Origin of the sequence: Streptomyces sp. NPDC046821, from assembly GCF_040645335.1 — a bacterium.
Lineage (GTDB): Bacteria > Actinomycetota > Actinomycetes > Streptomycetales > Streptomycetaceae > Streptomyces.
On sequence record NZ_JBEYYB010000011.1, the window covers coordinates 285,784 to 305,193 of the forward strand.

At 69.5% G+C, this 19,410-nt stretch carries 15 protein-coding genes and 2 pseudogenes; 5 read left to right on the plus strand and 12 right to left on the minus strand.

Annotated features, from left to right (window positions below):
• Nucleotides 1–16: 16 nt before the first annotated feature.
• The 3 genes from ABZ893_RS24005 to ABZ893_RS24015 form a co-directional block, all read right to left on the minus strand.
• A complete protein-coding gene (locus ABZ893_RS24005; protein WP_361407149.1) occupies nucleotides 17–1,396 on the minus strand; it encodes a deoxyribodipyrimidine photo-lyase in 1,380 nt (459 codons plus the stop codon).
• 64 nt (nucleotides 1,397–1,460) lie between these two features.
• On the minus strand, nucleotides 1,461–3,074 hold the full coding sequence (locus ABZ893_RS24010) for an SDR family oxidoreductase (RefSeq protein ID WP_361407150.1): 1,614 nt from the start codon (nucleotides 3,072–3,074) through the stop codon (nucleotides 1,461–1,463).
• 1,141 nt (nucleotides 3,075–4,215) lie between these two features.
• Nucleotides 4,216–4,992 carry a DUF899 family protein gene (locus ABZ893_RS24015; RefSeq protein ID WP_361407152.1) on the minus strand — a complete coding sequence of 259 codons (777 nt, stop codon included), beginning with the start codon at nucleotides 4,990–4,992 and terminating at the stop codon, nucleotides 4,216–4,218.
• 1,238 nt (nucleotides 4,993–6,230) lie between these two features.
• On the opposite strand from ABZ893_RS24015, the gene ABZ893_RS24020 reads away from it, so the two are divergent.
• A complete protein-coding gene (locus ABZ893_RS24020; protein WP_361407153.1) occupies nucleotides 6,231–7,205 on the plus strand; it encodes an LLM class flavin-dependent oxidoreductase in 975 nt (324 codons plus the stop codon).
• A 704-nt stretch (nucleotides 7,206–7,909) separates the two neighbouring features.
• On the opposite strand, the gene ABZ893_RS24025 is transcribed toward ABZ893_RS24020, so the two are convergent.
• On the minus strand, nucleotides 7,910–9,262 hold the full coding sequence (locus tag ABZ893_RS24025) for an MFS transporter (RefSeq protein WP_361407155.1): 1,353 nt from the start codon (nucleotides 9,260–9,262) through the stop codon (nucleotides 7,910–7,912).
• A 73-nt stretch (nucleotides 9,263–9,335) separates the two neighbouring features.
• Here ABZ893_RS24025 and ABZ893_RS24030 point away from each other — a divergent pair, with 73 nt between their 5' ends.
• A complete protein-coding gene (locus ABZ893_RS24030; protein ID WP_361407157.1) occupies nucleotides 9,336–10,220 on the plus strand; it encodes a LysR family transcriptional regulator in 885 nt (294 codons plus the stop codon).
• A gap of 855 nt (nucleotides 10,221–11,075) precedes the next feature.
• Nucleotides 11,076–11,975, plus strand: coding sequence for a hypothetical protein (locus ABZ893_RS24035; RefSeq protein WP_361407158.1), 900 nt, complete (start codon nucleotides 11,076–11,078; stop codon nucleotides 11,973–11,975).
• Between the two features lie 19 nt (nucleotides 11,976–11,994).
• Here ABZ893_RS24035 and ABZ893_RS24040 read toward each other — a convergent pair whose 3' ends face one another.
• Nucleotides 11,995–12,468 carry a hypothetical protein gene (locus tag ABZ893_RS24040; protein WP_361407160.1) on the minus strand — a complete coding sequence of 158 codons (474 nt, stop codon included), beginning with the start codon at nucleotides 12,466–12,468 and terminating at the stop codon, nucleotides 11,995–11,997.
• A 505-nt stretch (nucleotides 12,469–12,973) separates the two neighbouring features.
• The gene (locus ABZ893_RS24045) at nucleotides 12,974–13,582 is read right to left on the minus strand and encodes a hypothetical protein (RefSeq protein WP_361407161.1); all 609 of its coding nucleotides are present in this window, start codon (nucleotides 13,580–13,582) and stop codon (nucleotides 12,974–12,976) included.
• A gap of 531 nt (nucleotides 13,583–14,113) precedes the next feature.
• On the opposite strand from ABZ893_RS24045, the gene ABZ893_RS24050 reads away from it, so the two are divergent.
• On the plus strand, nucleotides 14,114–14,530 hold the full coding sequence (locus ABZ893_RS24050) for a hypothetical protein (RefSeq protein ID WP_361407163.1): 417 nt from the start codon (nucleotides 14,114–14,116) through the stop codon (nucleotides 14,528–14,530).
• A 63-nt stretch (nucleotides 14,531–14,593) separates the two neighbouring features.
• Here ABZ893_RS24050 and ABZ893_RS24055 read toward each other — a convergent pair whose 3' ends face one another.
• Nucleotides 14,594–14,800, minus strand: a complete 207-nt coding sequence (locus ABZ893_RS24055; RefSeq protein WP_361407165.1) for a hypothetical protein — start codon at nucleotides 14,798–14,800, stop codon at nucleotides 14,594–14,596.
• A 36-nt stretch (nucleotides 14,801–14,836) separates the two neighbouring features.
• Here ABZ893_RS24055 and ABZ893_RS24060 point away from each other — a divergent pair.
• A pseudogene (locus ABZ893_RS24060) lies at nucleotides 14,837–15,290 on the plus strand (transposase); the annotation flags it as partial.
• On the opposite strand, the gene ABZ893_RS24065 reads toward ABZ893_RS24060, so the two are convergent.
• From ABZ893_RS24065 to ABZ893_RS24085, 5 genes and pseudogenes are all read right to left on the minus strand, one after another.
• Nucleotides 15,278–15,721: a hypothetical protein gene (locus ABZ893_RS24065; RefSeq protein ID WP_361407166.1), complete on the minus strand. Its 444-nt coding sequence runs from the start codon at nucleotides 15,719–15,721 to the stop codon at nucleotides 15,278–15,280. The pseudogene ABZ893_RS24060 and the gene ABZ893_RS24065 sit on opposite strands and share 13 nt — an antisense overlap.
• 408 nt (nucleotides 15,722–16,129) lie before the next feature.
• A complete protein-coding gene (locus ABZ893_RS24070) occupies nucleotides 16,130–16,639 on the minus strand; it encodes a hypothetical protein (protein WP_361407168.1) in 510 nt (169 codons plus the stop codon).
• Nucleotides 16,640–17,031: 392 nt separating this feature from the next.
• Nucleotides 17,032–17,454: pseudogene (locus ABZ893_RS24075) on the minus strand (transposase); the annotation flags it as partial.
• Between the two features lie 31 nt (nucleotides 17,455–17,485).
• A complete protein-coding gene (locus ABZ893_RS24080) occupies nucleotides 17,486–17,833 on the minus strand; it encodes a hypothetical protein (RefSeq protein WP_361407170.1) in 348 nt (115 codons plus the stop codon).
• A gap of 231 nt (nucleotides 17,834–18,064) precedes the next feature.
• Nucleotides 18,065–19,219 carry a PP2C family protein-serine/threonine phosphatase gene (locus tag ABZ893_RS24085; RefSeq protein WP_361407172.1) on the minus strand — a complete coding sequence of 385 codons (1,155 nt, stop codon included), beginning with the start codon at nucleotides 19,217–19,219 and terminating at the stop codon, nucleotides 18,065–18,067.
• Nucleotides 19,220–19,410 lie beyond the last annotated feature (191 nt).

Below are 19,410 nucleotides of genomic sequence, written 5' to 3' on the forward strand. Positions count from 1 at the left end.
GGTGCACCGAGTGGTCTCAGTCGCGGCCGCGGGCCTGCTTGAAGCGGGCCAGACCGTCGGCGAGGTCGATCAACGGTTCCGGGTAGTCGAGCCCGGCCCGCATCTCGCGCGGCAGCCGCCAGGGCTCGTGGATCAGACGGTCCTCGACGCCGGCGAGTTCGGGCACCCACCGGCGGACGTACGTTCCACGTGGGTCGAAGCGCTTGCCCTGGGCTACTGGGCTGAGGACGCGGTGGGGGCGGGTGTCGGTGCCGGTGCCGGCGACCCATTGCCAGTTGAGCTGGTTGTTGACGATGTCGCCGTCGACGAGGAGGTCGAGGAAGTGTCGGGCTCCGATACGCCAGTCCACGTAGAGGGTTTTGGTGAGGAAGCTGGCTGTCAGGAGGCGGGCGCGGTTGTGCATCCAGCCCTCGTGGCGCAGTTGGCGCATTCCGGCGTCGACGATCGGGTACCCGGTGCGGCCGTCCCGCCAGGCGGCGATGTCTTCGACCGCGTCGTCCTCGCCGCGCCACTGGTCGTGGCGGGTGCGGTAGTCGGTGGTGGCGGTGTCGGGGCGGGCGGCGAGGGTTTGATGGTGGAAGTCGCGCCAGCAGAGTTGTCGTACGAACGCGTCGGCTCCGGGGCCGCCGTGTGCGCGGGCGCGGTGGATGAGTTCGACGGGGGAGAGGGCGCCGAAGTGGAGGTAGGGGGACAGCCGGGAGGTGGCGTCGTCCGCCAAGTCGTCGTGCCGGTCCTCGTATTGAGACAGGTTGCCGGACCACCACCGTGCGCAGCGGGTACGACCTGCCGTCTCGCCGCCTTGGGGTAGTCCGGGGGAGGTGTCGTCGACGTCCTTGGCCGACGGCAGGGACTCGCCGCGCGCGGTGTCGGGGACGCGCACGGTTCCCGGCGGCGGCAGCGGGTCGCGCAGCGGCATCTGCGACCAACGGCGGTAGTACGGCGTAAACACGGCGTAGTGGTCGGTGCCGGTTCCGGTGGGTGTCAGGGCGCCGGGGGCGACGGCGGTGGTCACGTTGTCGTGGACGTGGAGAGTCACACCTTGTGCGGCCAGTGCTTCGCGCAGCAACTGTTCGCGCTGGTGGGCGTACCGGGTGACGCCGGCGGCCATGTGTACTTCGGTGGCCCCGCACTCGACGGCGACGGCGGTGACCTCCCGAGCGACGGGGCCGGTCCGCACGACGAGGCGGCCGCCGCGTTGCCGCAGCTGCTCGTCGAGGTCGGTGAGGCAGTCGGTGAGGAAGGCTTGGCGGTTGGGTGCGTCGAAGCCGGTGGCGTGGATTCCTGGGTCGCGTACGAACAGGGGGACGATCTCGTCGGCGGTGCGTTGGGCGGCGTGGAGTGGGGGGTGGTCGTGCAGGCGCAGGTCTGCGGTGAACAGGACGACGGCGATGGTCATGTGGCCACTCCTGGGGTGGTGGTGCGAGGTGCGGGGGACGTGGCCCACGGGTGGTCATGGGCCATCACCGGTCTCTTCGCCGGGAGGTGGCGTGTCGGATGCGATCGAGTGGCGACCGGGAGGGTGAGGGCGCCGACGACGGCGATGTACGGGCGCCCGGGTTGCCCGCCGCAGCGTGGGTGATGTTGCGTGCCATGCCCCCGAACACGACGGCGTGGAAGGGCGAGACCGACCACCAGTAGGCGTGGCCGAGGAGTCCGCGCGGGTGGAACAGGGCGCGTTGTCGGTACCGGGTGCGCCCCTGGTCGTCCGTGTCGACGCGCATCTCGAGCCAGGCCAGGCCCGGCAGCCGCATCTCGGCGCGGAGCCGGAGCAGGCGGACGGGTTCGATCTCCTCGACGCGCCAGAAGTCCAGGGAATCGCCGACCCGCAGCCGCTGGGCGTCGCGTCGCCCGCGGCGCAGTCCGACGCCGCCGGCGAACCGGTCGAGCCAGCCGCGTACGGCCCAGGCGAGGGGGAAGGAGTACCAGCCGTTGTCGCCGCCGATGCCCTCGATGACTTTCCACAGCGCCTCGGGCGCCACGGCGGCCAGGAGCTCGCGTTCGTCTTCGTACAGGCTGCCGCCGGCCCAGTCCGGGTCGGTGGGCAGGGGGTCGCTGGGTGCGCCCGGCACCGCGGCGGAGGACCAGCGGGTGGCGACCTGGGCCTCCCGGACCCGCCGGACGGCGAGGGTCAGCGCGTCATCGAACGGCAGCGGCCGGCCGGGCAGGTCGGGGACGTAGCGGGCGATGTCGTGCTCGTTGCAGATGACTTCGTGTCGGAGTGATTCGGTGAGCGGGCGGGCGATGGAGGCGGGGACGGGGGTGACGAGCCCGACCCAGTGGCTGGACAGCCGGGCTGTGAGCACCGGGACCGGGACGATGACGCGCCTCGGCAGCCCGGCGACGGCGGCGTAGCGGCGCATCATGTCCCGGTACGTGAGCACGTCGGGTCCGCCGATGTCGAAGGCCCGGTTGACGTCGGCAGGTAGGCGGGCTGAGCCGGTGAGGTAGTGGAGTACGTCGCGGATGCCGATGGGTTGGGTGTGGGTGTGTACCCAGCTGGGGGTGACCATGACGGGTAGGCGTTCGGTGAGGTGGCGCAGCATTTCGAAGGAGGCGGAGCCGGATCCGATCACTACGGCGGCGCGGAGTACGGCGGTGGGTACGGCGGAGTCGAGGAAGATGCGGCCGACTTCGGCGCGGGACCGCAGGTGGGGCGAGAGGGCGCGTTCGGGGACGCCGCGGGGGGTGAGTGCGCCGAGGTAGACGATGCGGCGGACCCCGGCGGTGTGCGCCGCTTGGGCGAAGATGCGGGCCGCGCGCCGGTCTCTCTGTTCGAAGTCGGGTCCTGCGCCGAGGGCGTGGACGAGGTAGTAGGCGACGTCGATGCCGCGCAGTGCGGTGGCGACTGACTCAGGGTGTGTGACGTCTCCGCGTACGGTTTCGATCTGCGCGGCCCAGGGGTGGTCGCGGAGTTTAGCCGGGGTGCGGACGAGGCAGCGGACGCGGTGTCCCGCGCCGAGCAGTTCGGGGACGAGGCGTCCGCCGATGTATCCGGAGGCTCCGGTGACGAGGCAGTGCAGCGACTCCTGCCCTGCGGCTGGGCCGTTGGCCTGGCCGTTCGCGTTCGCGCTCATGGCTCTCTCCTCTGCGCTGTCCGAGCTCGCTTCCCAGGGCCGGCCGTCCGCGATCACACGTCCGTCCCTGCGCGCCTCCTGTCGGAAGATGCCGGCCGCAGGCGCCGATCGCCCCTCAGGTCTACGTGACTACTTCGGCGCAATTAGCGCATTCGGATGCACTGGCCGGGTACCGTCCCTGAGGGAGAGGCCGTCATGTCATGTCGTGTCGTGTTCTGTGTTGGTGGTGGTGCGGAGGAGGGTGTGGGCGGCATGGCGGGCAGAGGATCGCCCGCCGGACGGAGACCGATCGTGTCCGTCGTCGCTGGGTGCAGTGCCGTCTGGGGACCGAGGCGATGCTGTGTGCGTTCGCGTCGTTGCCGCGTTGGCAGTCGCCGGTCCTGAGCTGTGACTATCCGGTATCCGGTGGACAAGGCGGTGCACTTGGGCGGGCGGGGGTGCCGTCGTATTTCTGTCGGGGTTTGCCGGTGGCTCTGGGGGATGAGGCGTTGCCGCCGGTTCTGGTCTACCGGCCCGGCTGGACCCGCCCGCCGTGTCCGAGGCGCTCGCGGCGTAGGGTTCGCGGCCGGCGCCGCTGCTGGGGCATACGCGTACGGCGTGCGGGCCGGTGCGGGACGGGATGGGCCCGTGTGCGTGGCGCGCCGTGATGCCCTGCTCGGGGGTATGCGCCTGAGGGCGGTTTTACCGCCGAACTCGAATCCGGACGGGGCGGTGGCTGGGGCGTGCGGGCCGGGTCAGGTCCCGTAGTCGGACGGGGCCGGGCCGTGGCGGCCTGTTCCATGTGCCTGATCCCCTGCGGGCGTGCGGTCTCCGACGGCTGTGGGACATCAACGGCCTGGTAGTGGCGTCATTCACCTTCGGCAACGGCGATTTGTTGGAGGGTGCGGCGGCGGATGGCGAGCGGGGGAGGGTGAGGTGATCCTGGGGGCACGTACGTGGATGCCTGGTGCTCCGCCGGAGAGTCTGTGCGTCGGTTGCGACGTGACCCGCCGTTCGTGTGCAGGTCGAGGGCGTCCGCGAGACCGGCTTCATGGTTGTTGGGTGCAGCCGGAGGTGTCGCGACGAGCAGATGGGAGCGGGCAAGTGGCGTGGGAGCGGGCAAGTGGCGTGGGCCGAAGCGGACTGGCCCGCGGTTGTGCAGTCACGATCGGGGCGTGAGGTCGTCCGAGCGTCCGGCTTCGATGCGGGACCATTGGGGGATCGGGCGGCCGTTGGTCCGCAGACGGATGTGGTCGGCGGGTGTGCCCTGGACGCGGGGCCGGCCGGGAGGCGTGTCCTCCCACAGTTCCTGGCGGCCGTACGGGGTGAGGTCCATGAGTGCGTAGCTGTAGTCCATCGTCTCCACCCCGCGCCGGGTCGTCCAGTAGGTCTCGTAGACGCGGTCGCCGTCGCGCAGGTAGCAGACCAGGTGCATCATCCCGACGTGGCGTCCGGTCAGGAGTTGGTCCTGGGAGGGGAGAGCCGAGTACCAGGGCATCTGCCAGCCCATGAAGTCCCGGTAACGACGGCTTTCCTCGTACGGGCCCTGGCAGAAGACCGCGTAGGTGATGTCGCGAGAGTGCAGATAGGACAGTTCCTGCACCTGGGTGGTGACCCAGGTGCAGCCTTCGCACTGCCCGGCCGCGTCGTGGCCGGGGTGCCACATGAAGTAGTAGGCGATGAGCTGGTGGCGTCCTTCGAACGTGTCGAGCAGGGTGACCGGTCCGTCGGGTCCGGTCAGTTCGAGGTCGGCCGGCACTTCCACCATGGGCAGCCGGCGCCGGGCCGCGGCGATCGCGTCGCCTTCTCGGGTGTGGGCTTTTTCGCGGGCCCGCAGGGTGTCCAGCTGGGCCTGGAAGGCGGCCCGGTCCGTAACCGGCGGCAGCGCCGGCCCGCGGTCAGGGGCGTGTGTCCTCTTGTTCTTGTCGTGCTCGGTCATGGTCGTGTCCCATCGCTGTATGCCATCGATCGGTTCCGTCAACTGGCGATTCCGGCACTTCGGGGCTGGAGGGCTGCTCGGACCCGGTCACCCCTGGCTCGCGCAACACCTCCCGGTGTGTGCCGATTGCGTGACGGCTCACCGGCCCCACCTCGCCCAGTGCGGACGCCGACATAGAGCCGTCGTTGAGCGCGGCACACCTGACGGGGGCGGAGCAGTCACGGGTGTCCCGTCACAGGACGGCGCGGACTTCTCGACGCATCGACGTATACGTTCGCGTCCTCCGGCTCGGCCCACCTGATCCCCACCGTCCCCCTCGGCGCGCGTGAGCGCGAGCCGGCTGAGGTATTGGGTGCGGGAAATGACCGGACTGGACGACAACGTGGAGCTTGGCCACCACGCCCGCGCTGTGGAGCAGCGCGTCAACGTTGCCGTCACGACGGAAGCGGGTCGGTCGAACGCGCCGAACCGCTATTCAGAACGAGCACATCGACGAGCTCACGGCCGCGCAGCGGACAGTTGGGGACGGTCCCCCCGGCATCTGGGACGACATCGTCATCAACCTGAGCAACACACCCCAAAACCAGCCAACCCGCTCGAAGCAGGAGCTGTACTCGCTGCTCCGCAACCAGCTACAGGCGCTGAGCGAAACCATCTCCAACCGATGCACAGCGACCGTCTCCTCTCTTCGCTACGGACGACGACCTGTTCCAGCCCTCCGGGGAGCTGGCCTTCGAGTAGAACCGTTACACCGACGCCGCCGCGTACACACTCGCTGCCTCCGCCATCTCAGCGATAAGGGGGCGCGGCCCCCGCCCACGACGACGTGTACCCCGTACAGAGTGAGCACCCGTAACTGCAGGCTCTGGCCCAGCTCGTGGGGGCTGCGGCCGTCTTGATGCAGCGCCCCGTCACGTCGAACCGACGCTGTTACTGGGCGGATAGGGCTGACAGATTGGGGGGGTGACGGATGGAGGCGGATGGGGGCGATGCCCCTCGACGAGGCCCAGCAGGTTCTCGCCCACCCGCTCCGGTACCCCCCCGTGCCCGTCGACCTGGAATCCGCACCACACCACACCACACCGACGGTGACTGCGCGGAGATCCGGTTGATCCGGCCCGGCGGCCTGAAACGGCTTGCTCCCGCCGCCGAACCCTCGAGAACGCGACATCCGCCGCATGGCGCGAAAGGAATCACCACGCCGCTCACCGGGGCGGAACATTCCTATGCTGGCCGACATGATCGACATGCCGCTCTCCGCGCTCGAAGTCGCAATGGTCCAGACCGGCACCCGGGCCGTGGACACCCTGCGGGACACCGCCGCCTTCGCGCAGGAGCTGGAACGACTGGGCTACCACCGGATCTGGTACGCCGAGCACCACCACTCCCCGGCGATCGGCGCGTTCCCGCCCGTCGTGCTGACCGCGCACGCCGCGGCCTCCACCTCGGTGATCCGTCTGGGCTCGGGCGGCGTACTGGCCCCCAACCATGCGCCCATCATGCTGGCCGAGCAATTCGGGACCCTGGCCGCCCTGCACGAGGACCGCATCGACCTCGGCGTCGGCCGCGGCCCCGGCACCTTCGACGAGGCCACCGCACGGGCGCTGTGCCGTGGGGCCGGACCCACGACGGACTCCGAATACCGGGACGACGTGGCCGCGATCCTGGCCTTCCTGGTGGACGAGGTCGCGCTCGGCCCGCTGCCGCAGCCATGGCTGCTGGCCTCCAGCCCCGCCGGGGCCGTCCTCGCCGCGGAACTCGGCCTGCCCATCGCCGTCGCCCACCACATCCGGCCGGACAACACCCGTGCGGTCCTGGAGCACTACCGGGCCGCGTTCACCCCTTCACGCTGGTGCACCCGGCCCCGGGTACTGCTGTGTGTGGAGACGGTGTGCGCGCAGACCGACGAGGAAGCCCACTGGCACGGGGGCCCGATGAACGTCGTCAAGGCCGGCCTCCTCAAAGGAATCAGCGACACACCCTTTCCCACGCCCGCCGAGGCCGCCGCCCACCCCTTCGACGCCGAAGAACTGCGCGCCCTGGCCGCCTTCCGCGCGCAGCAGGCCGTCGGCACCCCCGAAACGGTCGTGCACCGGCTCGCACAACTGGCCGACCAGACCGGGGCCGACGAACTGATGCTCACCACACCTGTCTACGACTTCCGCGCCCGCGTCCGCTCGTACGAGCTGATCAGAAAGCACCTGGGGGCCTAGCCAGCTCTAGATACGTTCCTCTGCACACGTTCCTCTGCACACGTTCCTCTGCATACGGTCGGCCGCATGGCTGACTGGCTCCCTTCACTGCTCGGCCTCGCAGCCCTGGCAGCCCTGGCAGCCCTTGTAGCCCTGGCAGCACGCGGCAGGATCAAGCACTGACCGCACGGCGACAGGTGTCGGCCCCGGCCGCCGTCACGACCCTGGCGTCCCACTCGCTGAGCACGGTCCGCAGCTTCCGGACGGCCTTCCGGTTCACCCCGCGACGCTGGGCGACATCACTGTGGTGGACGCTTCGGCCGCCGTTGTTCTGCCTGAACGGTCCAGGCCGGCACCGTCCTGCCGGTGCCGTCGGGAGCGGCAATGTACGCGCCCGGGAAGGCCGCGAGAATGGCGGCGAAGCCCTGCTTTGGGTTGAGCCTGCGTTTCCTATTCGACAAGAACACCCCGAGTTTCACCTCGCTGTACGGGTGCCCGGTGGCTTGCTCTGCCCCCCGGAACTGGAGCCACGCTCGAGCTGCGTAGGCTCGGGGAGCCTACGGGGTGACCGTTGGGGAACTGGGCCCGGACGGGGGCCTGTTGGGCTCGGATGCGCGCGGCGCGCCGCATCGCCTGGTCAGTGGCGCTGGCCACCGTGGCACAGGCGGCGGCGAGCCAACTGCGCCGCATCACCCGCGCCGCGCACGTCCAGGAGTTGCGCGTGCTCACCAGCTTCCGTCCCGTCGATACCTTTCCTCGTCAGGAACAGACGCGTACGCATTCTCCCCTCGCCTCGCCCCCAGCCCCCGAACGCTTCGCCCTGCCCCCGGCCCCCGAACGCTTCGCCTCGCCCCCAGCCCCTGAACACTCCCGCCCTGCGCTTTCACCCGGGCCTTCCAGGCCCACAACCCCCCGCCCGCCGCGGCCAGCACCTGCGCAACGCCCGTAGCGACCAGGGCAGGGCCGGCCCCGGCCCAGCCGATGAGCGCACCGCCGACGAGCAGGCCCAGAGAAGACCCGCCCGAGTGCAGGACCGTCTCGGCCGTGAACGCCGCCCTGCGCTCGGCCCCGGTGGTCTGTTCGCTGATCAGCGTGTTCAGGGCCGCGATCCCCCACGGAGTGGCCGCCCCCGCCACCGCTGCCAGCGCGCAGATACCGGCCAGGCCCGGCGCCGCCGACGGCAGCAGGACGAATGTGGCTCCGAGCACCACCCAGGAGAACACCATCAACGGCACGCGCGGCAACCGGTCGATGACCAGCGGGGCCAGGAGCGAGACGATCACGGACGCGGTCCCGTACCCGCTCATCCCGGCAGCGATCAACGCGCCGGGCCGGCCGTGCTCGACACCGAGGACAGCCAGACCCAGGGTGAACCCGAACCAACAGACCCCGCCTACCCCCGCCATGAGGACCCCGGCAGCGACCTGAGGGCGGGACCGCACGACATCCAGCGCGGACACGCCCTCAGCCGTCGCACCCTCCGGAGCATGTTCCTGCTGCCGGGCCGCCGGCACCGCGAGCATCAGCACCGCGGCCGCAGCGACGACGACGGTCTCGCACCACAGCAGAGGCCGTGCACCCCACGCGACAACGAGCCAGGCCCCGGCAGGAGGGGCGAAGATCATCGACACCCGGTGGGCCAGGTCCTGCCAGGCCAGCCACCGCCCCGAACCTGCCCGGCCGCCCCGAACCACATGCAGGTCGGCGAGGTCGGCGACCAAGGCCCGCTGCGCCGGCCCCAGCAACGCGCCCGCCGCTCCCGTCACCAACCCGGACACGCACAGGGCGAGTGCGCCGCCCTCGCCGGCCAGCGCCGCCACCGGCACGACGGCCAGACCGACGACGTTCAGGGCCATCACCGCCGCCAGGGCCCGCCCGGAGGCCAGCCGGTCGCGCAGTCCGCGCCCCCACCAGCCCACCGTCAGCAGAGGCAGCCCGGCCATCCCCCCGACCAGCCCGGTGGCCCAGACCTCGCCGGTCTCGGCCAGCGCGACCAGCGGCAGGGCGACCGCGGTCATACGGGTCCCGATCCAGGTCACGAACGTGATCGCGGTCAGCAACTGCAACGATTTTCTCATGTCCTCGATCCTGCGCGGGGGATGTCACCGCGAGTAGAGACCACCTGGCACGCCCTGCTCATACGCTGAGGGCATGACCTCCCGCCTCAGCATCGAGGACCTGACGCTGGCCGAAGCCGTCGCCCGCCACGGCTCCATCGGGGCGGCCGCCAAGGAGCTGCTGACCACCCAGCCGTCGGCCTCCCGCCGGCTGGCAGCCCTGGAACGTCGGCTCGGTGCCCGCCTGTTCGAACGCGACACGACAGGTGCCCGGCCCACCCCGGCCGGGCGAGAACTGGCCCGCCAGGCAGCCCGGCTGCTGGCCGAGATCAGCGCGCTGCCCGACCAGGTGCTGGCGGCCACCGACGCGTCCCTGGCCGTCGGCACCATCCAGGCCATCGCACCGATCGTCTTCACCGTCCTGGACGCCAAACTGCCCGGCGTGACGGTCCATCCCGAAGTCGACCACGGACCGGTACTGGTCCAGCAGGTCCACGACGGCCTCCTGGACGCCGCGATCATCACGATCGCGGAGCAGACAAGCCTGCCGAGAGGGCTTCACCGCACGCTCCTGGGGGTCTCGCCCCTGGCCCTGGTCCTGCCCGAAGGAACAGCACCCCCCAGGACAGGAAAACGGCCACTGGCAGGCCACACCGTGCTGTACTCCACGATCGACCTGGCCGGCGAGACCGTTCGAGCCAAACTCTCCGCCCTCGGAGCCGCCCCACAACCCGGCCCCACGACCGAAGCCACCCTTCGCATCGCCCGCCACCGCCGGACCCCGGCGCTCGTGCCACTCCTCGCAGCCCGCTGGTGGGCCGACCCCGGCGACCAGATCCTGCCCTCCCCGGTACCGGGCCAGGCCACGATCTCCCTGATCACCCGCCCACCCCAACCGGCGGCCCTGACCCAAGCCCTGCCCGGCATCACCAAGCAACTCCTCGGAACCGACCCCGCAGGCCCGTCGGCCGGTTACTGACAGGCCTACGTATCTACGGACGCTCCACCGCAGCCACAGCCACAGCCACAGCCGCAGCCACAGCCACAGCCGCATCCGCAGCGTGGCGGGCAGCGGCTGACCTGCGGCATTGCGGCATTGCGGCATCACGCGGTGCTCCTAGCTTCACGTGCCCTTGGAGGAGTTCGAGGGGCGATGTGTCATGGCGGAGGCTTGGAGGCGAGCCGATGTCGGCTCGCCCTGAACAAGGACATCCGCGGCCGGTACAGGCCGCACGCTGTACCGGCCCGATGGCCGGAAGAGGGGTTGGTCGACGGGCTTTGTCAGCAGGCAGCATCCGGACGCTGATGTGGTCTTCTATGCCCTATGGCTGGAACGCAGACCGATGCTTGATGACGTCAGTGGGCCATCCCACCATGGGCGGCAGAGCCTGCCCGGTGCCCAACTGCGAGTGCCCGGTGCGCGGGAAGAAGCTGTGCAGCACCTGCTACAGCCGGCACCGGAAGTCCGGCATGGCCTTGGAAGACTTCATACGGGTTCCCTGCATCTCTCGGCATCCCCACCTGGGCACCGAGCACTGCCGGGTCCCCGGCTGCGAACGCCCGTGGATCAACTCGGCAACGAGCCGATATGCCGGGCCCACCGCTGGCAGATGATCAAGCACGGCGGCACGCTGGAGGAGTTCCTCGGCGACCCCGCCGTCAAGGGCCTGCCCGGCCTGGGGGACTGCTCCGTGCTGGCCTGCAACCGCCAGGCCGTCAGCGAGAGCGGCACGCAGAGCGAAGCGGGGGAGAGGGACGTTGGCCGGGTACGGCAGGGGTTACACCGTCGCACTGGGCGGCGGGTACGCGTGACGGACTGGAACACTTCGAGTGGGTGGTGTGGCGCCTCGAGGTCCAGGACCCGTCGCAGCTCGCGGGCGAGGATCCCGACCTGGACGAGCGCACCAAGCAGATGATGACGGAGCTCGCGGGCTCGCTGGGTTGCGTGTACGAACACTGCGTCGACACCGACACCGACACCTACGCCGACGGAACGCCGTACTACGTCTGGTGGGTCCGCCTGCCCGCAGCCGAGCACGCCTGGCACGACACGGTGGGTATCCCGCAGGTGCTCGGCCCGCTGTGCCAGTACCTGACCACCCAGCTTCCCGACGGCCTGAAGTGGGAGATCACGCCAGATGGCGAGTGCACGGTCGACCACGCCGGCAGCACGGCCCTGTGGACGGCCTACGACGATCTGATCGCCTCGTTCGAGCGCGCCCTGATCCCGCTGCGCCGGGACGGGGCCGATGCTCTCGATCCCCGCGCGAAGGTCTGGAAGTGGGAGGCGAACCTCCTGGTCGGCACGTTCGACCTGTGGCTGTGCAACGATCCTGACCGCCCGCACACCTGGCTCGTCGTCACCGTCGGACTGTGGAGTGGGTCGTGGCCCACATGGGCAGCCGCCTCATTCCCGTCAAGTCGTTCGTCCGTAGGGTCCTGGGCGTCGGGCCGTGCTGCATCACGATGCCGAAGTCGCCCTGTGTGGACTCGGTTTCGGCGTATTCGTGGCGTGGTGCTACGACTCTGCTCCAAATCTGGTCAGGCTGAAGAAACGGGCAGCTCGCCGGCGCCACGCCTTGACGTCAGCCGCCGGTCCGACGATATGCGGCCCGGCGCTGACGGGCCGGCTTTGTGGGGGCACGCCGCCGGCCAGTACGAGCGGCCGCTGCCCCACGCACACGAGTCCCGTGGCCTGCGTGACCTGTGGCTTCAGGAGGGATTGAACTCATAGGTGGCGGCGGTGTTGTGGGTCATTGTGCCCAGCTGAATTCTCTGTCTTTTTGTAGGTGGTCGTGTGCGCCGGCGGTGGGGTGGTAGCGGTGGTTGAAGTCGAGGGGGATGTTGAGGGCGAGGAAGTTTTTGCCGTCTGCTGTGTGTGCGCGCAGGTGGATGCGGTGTCTGGCCACCGGGACTGTTCTGGGGATGTGAAGGTTCCATGTCTGTTGCCAGGGTCCGGCGGGCGGTTGGGGGTTGCCGGTCAGGCGGGTGCCCAGGTTGGCGAGCAGGTCGGGTAGCCGGTAGGTGCTGTTGAGGATTTTCACCGGGCCGACCTTCATGGTCGTCGTGCAGGTGACCTGGGTGAGATCGACGGTCTCTTTGAGGCTGCTGTTCATTGTCCAGCGGAGCGGGCGGCCTAGACACGGGTAGGAGGGGATCAGGGTGATGTCGTGGATGTCCAGGACGTAGGTGTCGTCGCTCGCGTCCTCCACAAGGCGGATGGTCATGTCACTCATCCTTTGGCGTGGTGGGTGGGGAAGGTGCGGTGCTGTCGCCGTGGCATACGGGTGTGCGGGCGGTCACGGTCGGGGCGGCGTGACGGCAGGACGCGTGCGGCTCGTGGTTTCGTCACCTGTTCGGGTGCGGCCGGTCACCGGTGAGGCAGGGGTGCGGTTGCCCGGGCCCTCGTGTCAACGGGGCGTGGTGGGGCGGGAGTCGTCCGGTGGGCGAGCCGGCGAGGCGGGCGAAGGGCGCCTTTGAGGAGGCGGGCGGGGCCTGCTGTCCGCCTCTAATATGGCGTGGCGGGCACCTTGTCGGGGGTGGCCTCGTGCGGGCGTCCCGGATGGGGTGCTCCCGGGCTGTTGCCCAGATTGAGAACCCCGGCCCGATTACGGCGGGCCGGGGTTCTCCGTCATGCGATGCGTCCTGCGGTCCCCGGCCCGATTACGGCGGGCCGGGGTTCTTCGTCCTGCGGCGTGTCGTGCGGTGGTGCGCTGGTGCGCTGGTTTTGAATCACCAGTCGCGCTCGTCGCCCCTGTGGTTGTTGATGACGCGGAAGCTGCCTACCACCCCGTCCCAGACGTGCACGCCCTTGGTGTGGCCGGTGCGGACCCCGTCGCTGGAGCTGTGGGGGCCGACGGTGGCGATGGGGGCGCCGTTGTCGCAGGTCGCTCCGCGGAAGACCTCGACGGTCTTGCGGCTGTCGTTGCGGACGTTCAGGCTCGTGGAGCCCAGGCCGCTGACCACGGTGATGCAGCCGCCAGGGTGAGAGGAGTAGGACCGCTCGTTGATCTGGATCCGGCCCTCCTCGAATTCCCTGCCGCGGTCTCCGCGGTCTCCGCGGTCGTTGCGGTCGCCGCGGTCGCCGCGGTCGCCGCGGTCGTTGCCCTTGCCGCCGTAGTCGTTGCGGTCGTTGCCCTCCTTGCCCTTGCCGCCGACGCCGCCGTCCATGGGCGCCGGGGCGACCTGCGCGGCGGCGGGCGCCGGGGCGGCGTGCGCGGCGGCGGGGGCCGTCTGGACCTGCGGAGCGGGAGAGGCGGTCGCGTAGGTGATGCCGACCGCCGTCAGGGACGCGGCCGCAGCGACGGCCGCGGTGACGGCGCGGGAACGGGTCATGATCATGGCAGTGGTTCTCCTGTTCTCACCGAGAGATCGACTCGGTAGCCGACCCGTAACTGAACGTACGCAGACTCCCCAGGGCTGTCATTTCGGGCGGAGCGGGAGTGCTGCTTCCAGGGAGCCGATCGGGGTAGGCGCGCGTAACTGATGGGCTGTCAAAAAATATCTAATACTGGCAATTGACTGCCTATTAACCCATCAAGGTGATCTTCTGATGCCAGCTCACCCTTGACTGGCGGGAACTTTCGGCGCGTCGCACTTGACATACGGGACGCGGCGGCCATCGCAGGGCTGTGCGCGGGCGGCGGCACTTGGACGAGCACCGCTGCGCGGTGCGGCATTCGTCCGGGCCCGCACCGGTAGCCGATGCCGGTCAGGCGGTTGCACTTCGACGTCGCGTGGGACGAAGGTCTCGCCGAGAGATGATCTTAGAGCCCGGAAGGTTCGCTATGGGGCTGATAGCACTCGTAGGTGAAAGGCCAGGTTCGGAGAGGGTGTGGTCGTTGCTGGTCAGGGCTGGTGGGGTCGTGGTCGGTGGGGTGGTCGGTTGCCTTCCACGCCCTGCGCGCCCTGGAGATCCGCCACCTCACCCTCACCGACGCTCGCGACCTCGCAGCAGGCCACCTCCACCGGCCCGGCCGCACCGTCCTGCTCGCCGAACCGGTCCAGGCCCGCATGAACGCCTACCTCGCCCACCGCGCCCGGCGCCGGCCGAACACCGCCAACCCGCACTTCTTCCTCACCCTGCACACCGCGCTGTCCACCACCCCCGTCAGCCGGCCCTGGCTGTACCGCCACTACCCCGCCTCCAGCAACCTGCTCCGCAGGGACCGCATCGTCGACGAGGCACAGGCCGCCGACGGCGACATCCGGCTGACCTGCGACCTGTTCGGCCTCAGCATCCAGGCCGCCACCCGCTGCACCGCCGCTGGGGACTTTCTCTCCCGGTGACCGTCCCTCGCGCAGGGCCCCGGGCCGGCCGAGGGTTTTGGCCGGCCCGATGTACCCCTTGCCTCACGTCATGGCCGGGACCAGCACGGCCAGCAGCGCGATAAACAACGTCATGACGCTGAAGAACACGAAGCTGCCCCGGCTGATGGCCGTGGAGACCGGCGAGCCCGCCTCGCGGGCGACGTTGTAGCCGATCAGGCCTGCGACGGCCGAGACAGCCGCGAGGACAACCAGAGCCAGAAGCAGGATAAGGATGTTCTGCGTGCTCACGCCGCACCCCGCTGGCCCTGCCGGCGGGAGGCGGAGGCGAAGCGGCAGACCGCGAAGCTGCGTCGCAGGGTCGCGAACCAGCGGGCCGACACCGCTCGCAAGTGGGCCAAGCGCATTGTCCGCGACCATGACGCCCTCGCGGTGGAGTACTTGCGTCCCACGTTCCTGGCGAAGACCACCATGGCCAAGAGTGGCGCCGATGCCGCGATCGGCGCCACCAAACGGGCGCTGATCGAGCAGGCCCGTAAGCACGGCCGGACCGTGTACCTGGTCCATCCCGCGCACACCACGATGGACTGCGCGCACTGCGGAGCGAGAGCCAAGCACCGCCTCCCTCTTTCCGAGAGAACGTATACGTGCACCGCGTGTCGAACCGTGTCCCCCAGGGACAAGAACTCCGCCCGCGTGATGCTCGTCCGGGCTGGTCTTCAACCCGGCTAGCGCTGATCGTGTAAGACCCGCATCCCCGCCCGGGGGTCAGGCGACGTGAGCTAGGAATCCCCCTCCTTCAGGAGGGGGAGGAGTCAACGTGTAGTCGGCGTGCTCCTCGAGCTGCTGAGTCAGTCCGCTCATGCGCTGGCGTACCAGTTTCTCGACGCGGCTGAGCCTGCCGCGCAGCTCCCGCATCGCCGTTTCCACGTGTTCGGCCTCTTCGCTATCGACAGTCCTGCACCTGCACGCCGCAGCCGAGGTCCTCCTCAAGGCCCGTCTCACCCACGAGCACTGGAGCCTGGTCTTCGCCGAGCCTGCCGCAGCTAGCTGGGGGCCGGCCAGGTGCTCGACGGCGCTGCGCAGGTAGTCCATCCCGTTGTGGACCGGGGTGAAGTCGAGGTCTGGCCGAGCGGCGACCGGCTGGCCGTCGCGGGCCTTCGGGAGGTCGACCGACTCGACCGGCTGCTGGTGGGTGTCGGACTCGGGCACCGAGGTCTGCTTCGTGGCGGGGCGACCGGCAAGCCAAGAACGTTCCTCGTGTGTCGGTCCAATTCCCTTGCTTTCCGCTCATCCTGACGGGCTTTCAAGGAACGCACGGGATAACCGCAATTATCCTGTGGGTTCCTTCTCGTCACCCGGACCGGTGGTGCGGAGGAAGTCGGCGACGACCGTGCAATGGCGTGGCAGGCACCTTGTCGGGGGTGGCCTCGTGCGGGCGTCCCGGATGGGGTGCTCCCGGGCTGTTGCCCAGATTGAGAACCCCGGCCCGATTACGGCGGGCCGGGGTTCTTTGTCATGCGATGCGTTCTGCGGTCCCCGGCCCGATTACGGCGGGCCGGGGTTCTGCCCCGCGACGACGACGACCGTCGGCGTGTCTTGCGGTGGTGCGCTGGTTTCTCAGTAGTCGTCCCTGTCGCCCCTGTGGTTGTCGATGACGCGGAAGCTGCCTACTACCCCGTCCTCGACGTGCACGCCTTCGGTGCGGCCGGGGCGGACGCCGTCGCTGGAGCTGTGGGCGCCGACGGTGGCGATGGGGGCGCCGTTGTCGCAGGTCACTCCGCGGAAGACCTCGACGGTCTTGCGGCTGTCGTTGCGGATGTTCAGGCTCGTGGAGCCCAGGCCGCTGACCACGGTGATGCAGCCGCCAGGGTGAGAGGAGTAGGACCGCTCGTTGATCTGGATCAAGCCCTCCTCGAATTCCCTGCCGCCGCGGTCGCCGCGGTCGTTGCCCTCCTTGCCCTTGCCGCCGACGTCGCCGCCCATGGGCGCCGGGGCGCCCTGCACGGCGGCGGGGGCCGTCTGGACCTGCGGAGCGGGAGCGGCGGCGGCGTAGGTGATGCCGGCCGCGGTCAGGGATGCGACGGCAGCGACGGCCGCGGTGAAGGCGTGGGAACGGGTCACGATCATGGCAGTGGTTCTCCTGTTCTCACCGAGAGATCGGCTCGGTAGCCGACCCGTGACTGAACGTATGCAGACTCCCCAGGGCTGTCATTTCGGGCGGAGCGGGAGTGCTGCTTCCAGGGAGCCGATCGGGGTAGGCAGAGCACCTGATCGCCCTGCCGTGCCTAACTGATGAGCTGTCAAAAAAATATCTAGCATTGGCAATTGACTGCCCATTGACCCTTCAAGGTGATCTTCTGATGCCGGCTCACCCTTGACCGGCGGGAACTTTCGGCGCGTCGCACTTGACATACGGGACGTAGCGGTCATCGCAGGGCTGTGCGCGGACGGCGGCACTTGGACGAGCACCGCTGCGCGGTGCGGCATTCGTCCGGGCCCGCACCGGTAGCCGATGCCGGTCAGGCGGTTGCGCTTCGACGTCGCGTGGGACGAAGGTCTCGCCACGAGATGATCTTGGAGCCCGGAAGGTTCGCTATGGGGCTGATGGCGCTCGTTGAACTCAGAGATCGCCCGCCAACCCGGAACCGGTCGTCCGCCCAACAGGGCCCGGTGGTCCAGTGGGTGTCGAGTCTGACGATGTTGAGTGCGGTGGCGGAGAAGGCGTGTCGAAGGCGGACTTTCGGCAGGCCGCGGTCGCGGGCCCGGCGGATGCCGGTGAGGTCGAGGGCCTGGTTGATGGTGCCCTCGACGCCGGCGCGCAGGGCGTACTTGTTCTTCCAGGTGTCGGTCTTCTGCTCGGCGCGGGCCGCGCGGGGTTCTCGTGGAGTTCCTCGGGACGCAGGGGTGAGTATGCGGCGCCCGGGTTTCGAGGTGGTGCACTGCTTTCGAGCCGGCCGAGTCGGGCGAACCGTCTCAGCCCGAGCCCGCCGTCGATCTCATGACCGTGCTGGAGCAGAGCGTCGAGGAGGCACGGTCCGCCCGACATCCCGCGACGAACCCCTCGAAGCCCGACCAGAAGAGGAAATGATCAGCCCGCCCAGCCGATGTCCCGGACCTCAATCGCTCCCGCGTGTGGCATGTACTGGATCCAAACGCCTGCCGGATCTCCTCCACCGAGCCCACATCCCGCACATCGGGCCAGGCCCGCGGATCCATCTGCGCGACCTCCACCAGCGCCTTCACCTCCCGCCAGGCCCGATCGTCGGGCAACTGGGCCATGACCTCGACCGCGAGCTCCTCCACCACCACGCCGTACCGCATCCCGCACACCTCTGTGTTGCCGCTCGTCCGTACGGTCCTCGGCGCCGAGCCGCGCAACACCACGAGATCGCCCTGCGGGAACTCGGCTTCCGCATATTCGTGGCGCGGCTCTACGACCCTGCCGGAAACCCGGTCAGGCTGAAGAACGAGCAGCTCACCGGCGCCCCCCTGACGCCAGCCGCTGGCCCGACGACATGCGGCTCGAGGGGTGACGGAATGCGCGGAGCGTGCTCAGCGGGCCAGGCGGTGACAGTCAGCCGGTTGTCGACGGGGTGGTCCGTCGGTGAGGTGCGGTCGGCGCAGATAGCGCGGGAGGGTGCGTTTGATGATCAGGAAAGCGGCATCATCGGTGAGTCGCTTGCCCGTGTGCGCGAGCAGGTCGTGGTGAATGTGGTGCAGCAAAGCGTCGGGACCTGAGGCGGGGAAGGAGGCGACGCGTTCGGCGAGCGGGTAGAAATCTCCGGCCGGTGAGCGGGCTTCGATCACGCCGTCGGTGTAGAGCAGCAGCATGTCACCCGTCTCCAAGACGAACGGATCAGTGCCGCCGTTCCGTACGCCCAGAGAACACAGGCCCAACGGGGGTGCAGGCTGACGGGAGTTCAGGGCGGTCACCGCGCCACCACGGACCAGCAGGGGCGGCGGGTGGCCGCAGTTGAGCATCTCAGCTCGCGGACCCTCATCGTGGATGTCGATCATGATGGCGGTGGTGAAGTGCTCGCCGACGTCATGCGCGGTATCAGCGGCCTCCTCCAGGTTCCGGCAGACGCTCTCTTCGACGGCGGTCACGAGCTCGGGCAAGGAGTGGTACCGGGGAGCGCCCTCACGGAACGCGCCCAGCACCACCGATGCCTCGCCGACGGAGGCCAGCCCATGACCTCGAACATCGCCGATGAGCACCCGGGTACAGGCGTGATCGGCACGGGCAACCGCCAACAGATCGCCCCCGATCTGAGTCTCGTCCTCGGCAGCCAGATACAGCCAGGCCACCCGCAACGGCCCGATCCGGCGAGGTGGAGGCCGCAGCAGAACCCGCTGTGCCGTCTCGGCCACCGACCGCACCCGGCTCAGCTCCCGGGTACGCCGCTCCCGCGTATAGGAGATGAAGACCACCAGGGCCGACAGCACGGCCAGGGCGATGAGCTGTGCCACGTGGTTGGTCGTGGCCAGCCCGCCCAGGAGGACCGAGACGATCACCAGGGCCGCCTCCGCCAGAGCCCCGATCAGGGCGGTCAGCCACGGACCGGCGACAGAAGCGGTCAGAGTCGGCGCGATGACCAGCAACGGACCCAGATGAACACTGGTGCCGGTACCGACGTCCGCCACACTGATGGCCACGATCAGTGCAAGTGAGACCACCACCAGCCCGCGCCCCGCGCGCTGCTCCAAGGTGGGGTCTCCCGATGCACCTCGTACGCCCATATGCCCTTTCTACGCCTCTTTAGCCGTGCGTGTTTCCCGCGTCAGTTCCTGTCAGGCCCGGTCCGCTCTTGGCACTGCATGTCGTCGGTAGCCCGCCGGTGCCGCCCACCGAGACAACAGCCGCCGTCCTCAAAGACGCCCACCGCGCCGCCGACTCG